5 protein-coding genes and 1 pseudogene are annotated in these 9397 nt (G+C 30.3%); 4 read left to right on the forward strand and 2 right to left on the reverse strand.

Annotated elements, in window-relative coordinates; all coding sequences use genetic code 11:
- Both ACQY5W_RS04755 and ACQY5W_RS04760 read right to left on the reverse strand, forming a co-directional pair.
- Positions 1–212 (reverse strand): annotated as a pseudogene (locus tag ACQY5W_RS04755) (C4-dicarboxylate ABC transporter); the annotation flags it as partial.
- Between the two features lie 161 nt (positions 213–373).
- Entirely contained in the window at positions 374–1399 is a 1026-nt protein-coding gene (locus tag ACQY5W_RS04760) for a TRAP transporter substrate-binding protein (RefSeq protein WP_428023804.1), read from the reverse strand.
- Between the two features lie 277 nt (positions 1400–1676).
- Between ACQY5W_RS04760 and gltB the strand changes: the two genes are divergently transcribed.
- The 4 genes from gltB to ACQY5W_RS04780 all read left to right on the forward strand — a co-directional run bounded on the left by gltB (position 1677) and on the right by ACQY5W_RS04780 (position 9394).
- Positions 1677–6113 (forward strand): glutamate synthase large subunit, encoded by a 4437-nt coding sequence (gltB, locus tag ACQY5W_RS04765; RefSeq protein ID WP_428023805.1) that lies wholly within the window; start codon positions 1677–1679, stop codon positions 6111–6113.
- A 3-nt stretch (positions 6114–6116) separates the two neighbouring features.
- The gene (locus tag ACQY5W_RS04770; protein ID WP_428023806.1) at positions 6117–7490 is read left to right on the forward strand and encodes a glutamate synthase subunit beta; all 1374 of its coding nucleotides are present in this window, start codon (positions 6117–6119) and stop codon (positions 7488–7490) included.
- Positions 7491–7666: 176 nt separating this feature from the next.
- Positions 7667–7921, forward strand: coding sequence for a YfhL family 4Fe-4S dicluster ferredoxin (locus ACQY5W_RS04775; protein ID WP_428023807.1), 255 nt, complete (start codon positions 7667–7669; stop codon positions 7919–7921).
- Between the two features lie 3 nt (positions 7922–7924).
- The gene (locus ACQY5W_RS04780) at positions 7925–9394 is read left to right on the forward strand and encodes a Ppx/GppA family phosphatase (RefSeq protein WP_428023808.1); all 1470 of its coding nucleotides are present in this window, start codon (positions 7925–7927) and stop codon (positions 9392–9394) included.
- Positions 9395–9397: the final 3 nt, after the last annotated feature.

Below are 9397 nucleotides of genomic sequence, written 5' to 3' on the forward strand. Positions count from 1 at the left end.
TCTTCTAATCTTTTTTCAAAAAATTCAGCTGCTTTACCTTTTGGTGTATTTGGGCTTACAACGTGTGAAAATTTAAGCACGTATTGAGTAGAGCTAGTTTCTACAGGAGAAGTAGTCTTTGTATCTTCTACTTTACTATCTCCACAACCAGTAAATAAAAGTAAAGAAGTAATTGCTGCACTACTTACAAAACTTTTCATAGTAATTTTCATTTAATCTCCTTTTGTAATATATATAAATTATAATAAAATATTGTGTATATGTTATGTAGTTTTGTAAAGAAATTTATAATATTTTTTTATAATTATAGATTTTGATGAGAATATGTATCATCGGTTATACCGATGATACATGAGAAACATTTTAATAAATGTTATTTAGTGTTAAGAGCACCTTCAATTAAATCTTTTCCAATTAAATTATTATCATAAAATTCTGGATAGATTTTACTAACAGCTTTTTTCCAAGAAGCTCTTTGTTCAGGAGTTAATTCTAAAATCTCAAGTTTACCAGTAGATTTTGCATAATCTTTGATTAATCCAAATTGTTCATCATTTAACTCTTTTGCCCAAATTCTCTCTTTTTCAGTTGCCTCATTCATAGCTTGAGCAACATTTTTTTGTAAATCTTTAGGTAAAGATTCCCAGAATTTTTTAGACATAACAACTAAGTAACCTAAATAACCATGGTTTGAAATAGTTAAATATTTTTGTACTTCATGGAACTTTTTAGTCCAAATGTTAGAGATAGGATTTTCAGCCGCATCAATAACACCTTGTTGTAATCCAGAGTAAACTTCAGAGAAAGGCATCATTTGTGGATTTGCTCCTACAGCATGAAATTGTGCTTCAAGTACTTTTGAAGACATAATTCTAAACTTTTGACCTTCTGCATCACTTGGATTAATTAAAGCTTTTTTAGAAGATGATAATTGTTTAAATCCATTATCCCAAAATGACAATGCAACATAACCTTTAGCTGTAACTAAACCTTTAAGTTTTTTACCAACTTCACCATCTTGAACTCTATGTAAGTGATCCATGTCATTAAATAAAAATGGTAAATCAAATAGTGCTAATTGAGGTACTATTTTACCAAATTTTGAAAAAGATGGTGCTGCCATTTGAACTGAATTTAGTGTTAAAGCTTTTAATACTGCACTATCAGTATATAATTGCGAAGATGGATAAACTTGAACATCAATTCTTCCACCAGATAATTCTTCTAATCTTTTTTCAAAAAATTCAGCTGCTTTACCTTTTGGTGTATTTGGGCTTACAACGTGTGAAAATTTAAGTGTGTACTCAGCAGCCAATCCTGAAGTTGCCAATAAAGCAGTAGCAACTGCACTCATTACAAATTTTTTACCTGTAAACAGGATTCCATTACTTTTCATCATTTATTCTCCTTAGTTTTTGTTCTTAGGAAAAAGTATAATTAAAAGTTATGTCAAAGTTATGTATTTAGTAGTAAAAATTCAACAAATTTTAAGTTAGCGTAGCATTAGAATAGCATTTTGTATTTATGTATATTTTCAATAATGTAAATCTTTTAAATAGCTTTGCCGTATATTTATTAACCATTATTTAAACATTTATTTTATACAATAGCCCACTTTTTACGGAATATAAATGGTAAAATCCTGATTTCAGGTAAAAATTTTTAAAAGGACAATAATGGGTTGTAATTTAGATTTACTTACATCTTTTAAAGACAACTGTGGTTTTGGTTTAATGGCTGATTTAAAAAACAGACCAAGCCATAGCAATTTAGAAGATGTTATTCATTCGTTAGAGCGAATGATGCACAGGGGTGCAATAGCTGCTGATGGTAAAACTGGAGATGGGTCTGGTTTATTACTATCTATGCCTGATAAATTTATGAGAAAAATAGCATTTAATGAGGGAATAGATTTACCTGAATTATATGCAGTAGCAATGATTTTTACAAAAGAAGATTCTGAATTAGAAGTATTTATAGATTTTTGTGAAAAAAATGATTTAAAAGTATTATTAACTAGAAATGTTCCTGTTGATACAGAAGCATTAGGAGTGCAAGCTCTAGAGAGTTTACCAAATATTATACAAGTTTTTGTTAGACCAAATAGTTTAATGTCATCAAAAAGATTTGATGCCATGCTATATCTTACAAGAAAAGAGTGTGAACACAAATTAAAAGATAAAAAAGATTTTTATATTCCAACGTTTTCGTCAAAAGTGATTGCTTATAAAGGGCTAATTATGCCTACTCATATTAAGCATTTTTATATTGATTTAAGAGATGAAGATTTTCAAATATCATTTGCCTTATTTCACCAAAGATTTTCAACAAATACGCTTCCAAAATGGAAGCTAGCACAGCCATTTAGAACAATAGCACATAATGGAGAAATTAACTCTGTTGAAGCGAATAGATTTAATGTTGAAGTTAAATCAGAACTTGTTAAATCAGAAGTATTTACTGATGAAGAGATAAAAAGAATTTTACCAATTTTACAAACAGGTTCATCTGATTCTGCTTCATTGGATAATATGTTTGAGTTCTTAATTGCAAATGGTGTTGACTTTTTTAAAGCTGCTCGTTCTCTTGTACCTGCTCCATGGCAAAATGCACCACAAATGGATTCTGATTTAAGAGCATTTTATGAGTATGTATCAACAGCTATGGAAGCTTGGGATGGACCAGCTGCTGTATCTTTAACTGATGGAAGACATATTGGATGTTTAATTGATAGAAATGGATTAAGACCAGCAAAATATGTAATTACAAAAAATCATAAAATGTATATTACTTCAGAGTATGGAACACTAGAAATTGATGAAAATAATATTAGTGAGAGAGGAAGATTACAATCAGGTCAAATGATTGGATTAGACTTAAACCATGGAAAAGTTTTAAAAGAAGAAGATATAAATAACTACTTAAAATCTTCTCAAAACTATGTTCAATGGTTAACTAAAGACATGGAATATTTACAAGAATATATTGATGAGTCTTTCTTAGATGTAAGTGATTATAAAGTAAAAGATTTAGAGACAAAACAAAAATATTTTAATATTACATATGAAGTATTAGATCAAGTAATTGAGCCAATGGCAAATGATGGAAAAGAACCAGTAGGATCTATGGGGGATGATACTCCTTTAGCATGTTTCTCAAAAGTAAATAGAAATTTTACAGATTATTTTAGACAAAAATTTGCACAAGTAACAAATCCTCCTATTGATCCATATAGAGAAAAAGTTGTTATGTCTTTGGAAACAGGATTTGGTCCTATTCATAATATTTTAGATGAAAAACCAGAATATGCAAAAAGATTAAAAGTAGTAAGTCCAATATTAATGAAAGAAAAATATGAAGTATTGAGATCTTTTGGTGATAGTACAAACCCAAGATATAATTCTCAATATAAAAATAAAATATTTTCTACTACTTTTAAATCTGATTTAAAAGCATCATTGGAAGTATTAGCTTTAAAAGTTATCAAAGCAGTTAACGAAGATAATATTACTGTAATAATTTTAGATGATAGAAAAGGTTCTAAAGATAATAAACTAATTCCAGCAGCAATGGCAGTTGGGTATTTAAATAGAAGACTTCTTCAAGAAGGTATTAGACATCAAGTATCACTTGTAGCTGTGACTGGTGAAGTTTATGATGCACATATGGCTGCTGTTCTTTTAGCTTATGGGGTAACAGCTATTTATCCATATATGATGTATGCGTCAGTTGTTTCATTATTTACTAGAAAAGAAGTTTCTAAATATGAGATGCAAACACTACTTAAAAATACTCAAAAATCAGTAAATGCAGGATTACTTAAAATCATGTCTAAAATGGGTATTTGTACAGTTGCATCTTATAGAAATTCAACTTTATTTGATGTAATTGGATTAAGTGATGAAATTATCAATGATTGTTTCCATGGTAGTCATTCAGATTTAGCAGGTTTAACTTATGCAGATATTGAAGAGAGAATAGAAAAAATTCATTTCAACGCATACTGTGATGATACATATATGTTCCCACTAAATTTAGGTGGATTTTACAGATATATTAAAGGTGGCGAATACCATGATTATGGACCAGCTACTACAAATGCTATGCACAATAAAAAAGCAACTGAAAAAGAAGATATTACAGATTTTGATACCTTAAGAACACTTGTAGAAACAAGAGATAAAAAATTTATCAGAGATTTCTTTGAATTTAATTCAGATAGAAAAGCTATTGATGTAAGTGAAGTAGAATCTTTAGAAGATATTTTCAAAAGATTTGCAACTGCTGCAATGTCTTTAGGATCAATCTCTCCAGAAGCACATGAGGCAATGGCTATTGCTATGAATACTATTGGTGGTATGAGTAACTCAGGAGAGGGTGGAGAAGACCAAAAAAGATTTGGAACAATCAAAAACTCTAAAATCAAACAAGTTGCATCTGGAAGATTTGGGGTTACACCTGGATATTTAAGAAGTGCAGAAGAGATTCAAATTAAAGTTGCACAAGGTGCAAAACCAGGAGAAGGTGGACAATTACCAGGGCATAAAGTTACTCCATTAATTGCAAGTTTAAGACATACAGTTGAAGGTGTTACACTTATCTCTCCACCACCACACCATGATATTTATTCTATTGAAGATTTAGCTCAGTTGATTTTTGACTTAAAACAGATTAATCCAGAAGCTAAAATCACAGTAAAACTTGTTTCAACTATTGGTGTTGGAACAATTGCAGCTGGTGTTGCAAAAGCATATGCAGATAGAATTGTTATTTCTGGTTCAGATGGTGGGACAGGTGCTGCTCCACTTACATCTATTAAACATACAGGTAATCCTTGGGAAATGGGACTTGCAGAGGCTCACAATGCTTTAAAAGCTAACCATTTAAGAGAGTTTGTACATGTTCAAACTGATGGTGGGTTAAAAACTGGGCTTGATGTTGTAAAAGCTGCAATGTTAGGTGCTGAATCTTATGCTTTTGGAACAGCTGCACTTACACTTCTTGGATGTAAGATTTTAAGAATTTGTCATACAAATAAATGTTCTGTTGGGGTTGCAACTCAAGATGAAGATTTAAGAGGTCATTTCGCAGGAACTGTTGAAAGACTTATTTCATATTTTACATTTATTGCTGAAGATGTTAGAAAAATACTTGCATCTTTAGGTTATAAAACTATTGAAGAAATCGTAGGAAGAAGTGATTTATTAAAAGTAATTGATGATGAATTTGCTAAAAAATTTGATTTCCAAAATGTTTTAAGACGAGTTGATGGAGTTGATACATGTCAAAAAGCAAAAAATGAACCATATGACAAAAATGAGTTTGAAAAAGCATTATTAAAAAAAGTTCATAGAACAATAGAAAACCCTAAAATGCCTATCAAAGTTAAAGAGACTATTTGTAATTTAAATAGATCATTTGGTACTTTAATTTCTGGTGAAATTGCAAAATATTATGGGGATAAAGGTTTACCTGATAACTCTATTAATTTTGAATTAAATGGAATTGCTGGACAATCATTTGGAGCACTATTATCAAAAGGGATGAATTTAAATCTTTATGGCGCAGCAAATGATTATGTTGGTAAAGGTATGAATGGTGGTAAAATTATTGTAAATACTCCACATCAAGGTCCTGAGTTTGCAGGAGCTGGAAATACATGTTTATATGGGGCAACTGGTGGTAAACTTTATGTAAGAGCAGCAGTAGGGGAACGATTTGCAGTTAGAAACTCTGGAGCAATTGCTGTAGTTGAAGGAACAGGTGATAATGCTTGTGAATATATGACTGGTGGAATTGTAGTAATTTTAGGTGATACAGGTATCAATTTTGGTGCAGGTATGACTGGTGGGTTGGCATTTATCTATGACCCTGAAAAATCTTTTGTGGATAAGATGAATCAAGAGCTAATTGAAGCGGTTAGAATTGATACAGATGATACAGAGCGAGAAAGATTATATTTAAAAAGATTATTAATGGATTATGAGAATGAAACTGAATCAGAAAGAGCAGCTTTAATTCTAGATAATTTTAGACCGCAAATTAGAAACTTCTGGATGGTAAAACCTAAAAATATGACAGTGTTACCACTAGATCCGGATAAGGGAGATTAAGATATGTTAAACTTTACAAAATTTGAAAGAATCAATCCTGAAAAAAGAGATGTATTACAAAGATTAAAAGATTTTGGTGAAATATATGAAGTTTTCGAAAAAGGAAGAGCTAAAGAACAAGCTGATAGATGTATGCAATGTGGAGATCCATATTGCCATACAGGATGTCCTTTAGGGAACTATATTCCAGCTTGGTTAAAACAAACAGCTACTAAAAACTTGGATTTAGCATTTGCTTTATCTAATGAGACATCTCCTTTCCCTGAAATTTTAGGAAGAATATGTCCACAAGATGTTTTATGTGAAGGTGCATGTTCTTTAAATACTGGTCATGGTGCTATTTCTATTGGAGCTATTGAAACTCATATTAGTGAAAAAGCTTTTGAAAAAGGAATGGAACCAACGTATCCAGGTGTTACAAGTAATAAAAAAGTTGCAATAATTGGTTCAGGACCTAGTGGTTTATCTGCAGCTACTTTTTTACTAAGACGAGGAATTGCTGTAGAATTATTTGAAAGAGCAGATAGAGCAGGGGGACTTTTAACATATGGAATCCCTGGTTTTAAACTTGATAAAAGTGTTGTTCAAAGAAGAATTGACTGGTTAGTAAATGCTGGTATGAAACTACATTTAAATTGTGAGATTGGAAAAGATAAATCTGCGAAAGATTTAGAAAAAGAGTTCGATGCAATTTATTTAGGTGTTGGAGCTACTTTAGGTAACTATACAGGAATTGAAGGTGAAAAATCTTCAAATGTTCATTTGGCTATGGAATTTTTAACAGCTATTCAAAAAAGAAATTTTGGAAATAAACCTGAAGACTTTATTGATGTAAGTGATAAAAATGTAGTTGTAATTGGTGGTGGAGATACTGCAATGGACTGTGTTAGAACATCAGTTAGAGAAGGTGCTAGAACTGTTAAATGTGTTTATAGAAGAGATGAAGCAAATATGCCAGGATCTAAAAAAGAGGTTGTAAATGCAAAAGAAGAGGGTGTTGAATATGTATTTAATGCTTCTCCAAAATCTTTTGTAGTAGAAGATGGAAAAGTTGTAAAAATTGAATTATTAACAACTTCAATGAGTGAACCAGATGAATCAGGAAGACAAAAAGTTGTAATAAATGAAGGTAGTGAATATTTTGAAGAAGCTGATGTAGTAATTTTAGCATTAGGTTTTAAACCAGAAGTACCATCATTTTTTAATGATTTAAATGTTAAAACAAACTCTTGGGGTGGTGTAGAAACAAATAACTATATGACTTCAAATGAAAAAGTTTTTGCAGGTGGTGATTGCCAAAGAGGTGCGAATTTAGCAGTAACTGCATCACTTGATGGTAGAGAAGCTGCGAAACTAATCCTTTCAAAACTATCATAAAATAAGAGAGTATTTTTACTCTCTTATTTTTATGTTCTCCCTATTTTAACCTTTTAAAAATCTTAAAATTTTATATTATTATCAAAACTGTAAGAAATATTTGTCTAATTAAAGAAATTATTAATAAATATTAGGTTATAACTCCATAATTTAATTTTAAAAATAGGAAGATTATTATGTCTTTAATTATAACGGATGAATGTATTGCATGTGATGCTTGTAGAGAAGAGTGTCCTAATATGGCAATTGAAGAAGGGGATCCAATATATATAATAGATTCTGATAGATGTACAGAGTGTGTGGGACATTATGAAGAGCCTGCATGCGTTGAAGTTTGTCCAGTTGATTGTATTATAGTTGACCCTGATAATCAAGAAACAATGGAAGAATTAAGATTTAAATATGAGCAGTTACAGGAAGAAGAGGTATAATTAATGGCTAAGGTTACAACTATTATAGACATTGGGTCTAACTCAATGCGTATGGTTGTGATGCAAAAAAGTAGCCGTTTTGCTTTTCATCTTGTAAATGAAACCAAAGCAAGAGTAAAAATCTCTGAAGGTTCATATGAAAATGGTGGGAACTTACAAGAAGTTCCCATGCAAAGAGCATTTAACTCTTTAAAATCTTTTTTAAACATTTCAAAATCTCTAAAATCTAGAAAAATCTTCTGCGTGGCAACTTCTGCAATGAGGGATGCACCAAATTCCAAAATATTTGTAAATAAAGTAAAAAATGAATTAGGCTTAGATATCAAAATAATTGATGGTTCAAAAGAGGCATATTATGGTGGTGTAGCTGCTTTAAATCTTATAAATGCCAATAACTTTATAACTGTAGATATTGGTGGTGGTTCTACAGAGTTTGCCATAGTTAAAAATGGAAATATTGAGCATGTTTTATCTTTAAATATTGGTACTGTACGACTTAGTGAACTATATTTTTTTAAAGGTGACATACAAGGTGCAAAAAACTATATTTTAAATAAACTTGAAGAGCTTAAAACATGTGGATATGAAATACCTGAAATAGTAATTGGTATTGGTGGAAGTATAAGAGCATTGAGTAAAATAGTTATGAAAAGAAATAGCTATCCTTTAGATGTTTTACATGGATTTAGTTATGATGTTCCTTCAAATAAGTATGTTTTTGATGCAATTATAAATGCAAAGAATAATAATACTTTAAAGGTTATAGGTGTAAAAAAAGAGAGATTTGACACAATTAAAGAGGGAACTTTTATATTTAACACAATATTAGAAGAATTAAATATAAAACAAGTAATCACTTCTGGGGCAGGAGTTCGAGAGGGTGTTTATTTAACTGATTTATTAAGAAACTCAAATTGTAAATTTCCAAGTAATTTTAATGTAAGTGTTAGAAGCTTACTTGATAGGTTCGAAGTTGATAATAAAACTAGCTCTTATAATGGTGCCAACGCAAGAAAAATCTTTGATGTATTAAAACCAATACATCAACTTGATGATAAATATAGAACACTTTTAGTAATTGCTTCAAAACTTCACTCTATAGGAAATAGTTTGAACTTTTATAAGGGAAATGATAGTACGGCGGATTTTATATTAAATGGTTTAAACTACGATTTCTTGCACTCTTCAAGGGTAACGGTTGCTCATATAATTAAATTTTCTAAAAAATCATTGCCTATGCAAAAAGATATAACTAGATATAGGATGCTTCTTCCTTCTCTTGAGACAATGCAGTGGTTATCTTTTATGATATCTTTAAATCTTCTAATAAATAATGATCTCTCTTCTCCAAAAGTAGAGTATAACTTAAAAGATAGTAAACTATGTATTGATATGGAAAGTGATATCTATCTAGTAAAAAGTGAACTAGATAAATTACAAATGCCAAAGGGCATTAAAATCAAAATAAAGTAGTTT

This window comes from Arcobacter sp. (assembly GCF_050300555.1).
GTDB lineage: Bacteria > Campylobacterota > Campylobacteria > Campylobacterales > Arcobacteraceae > Arcobacter.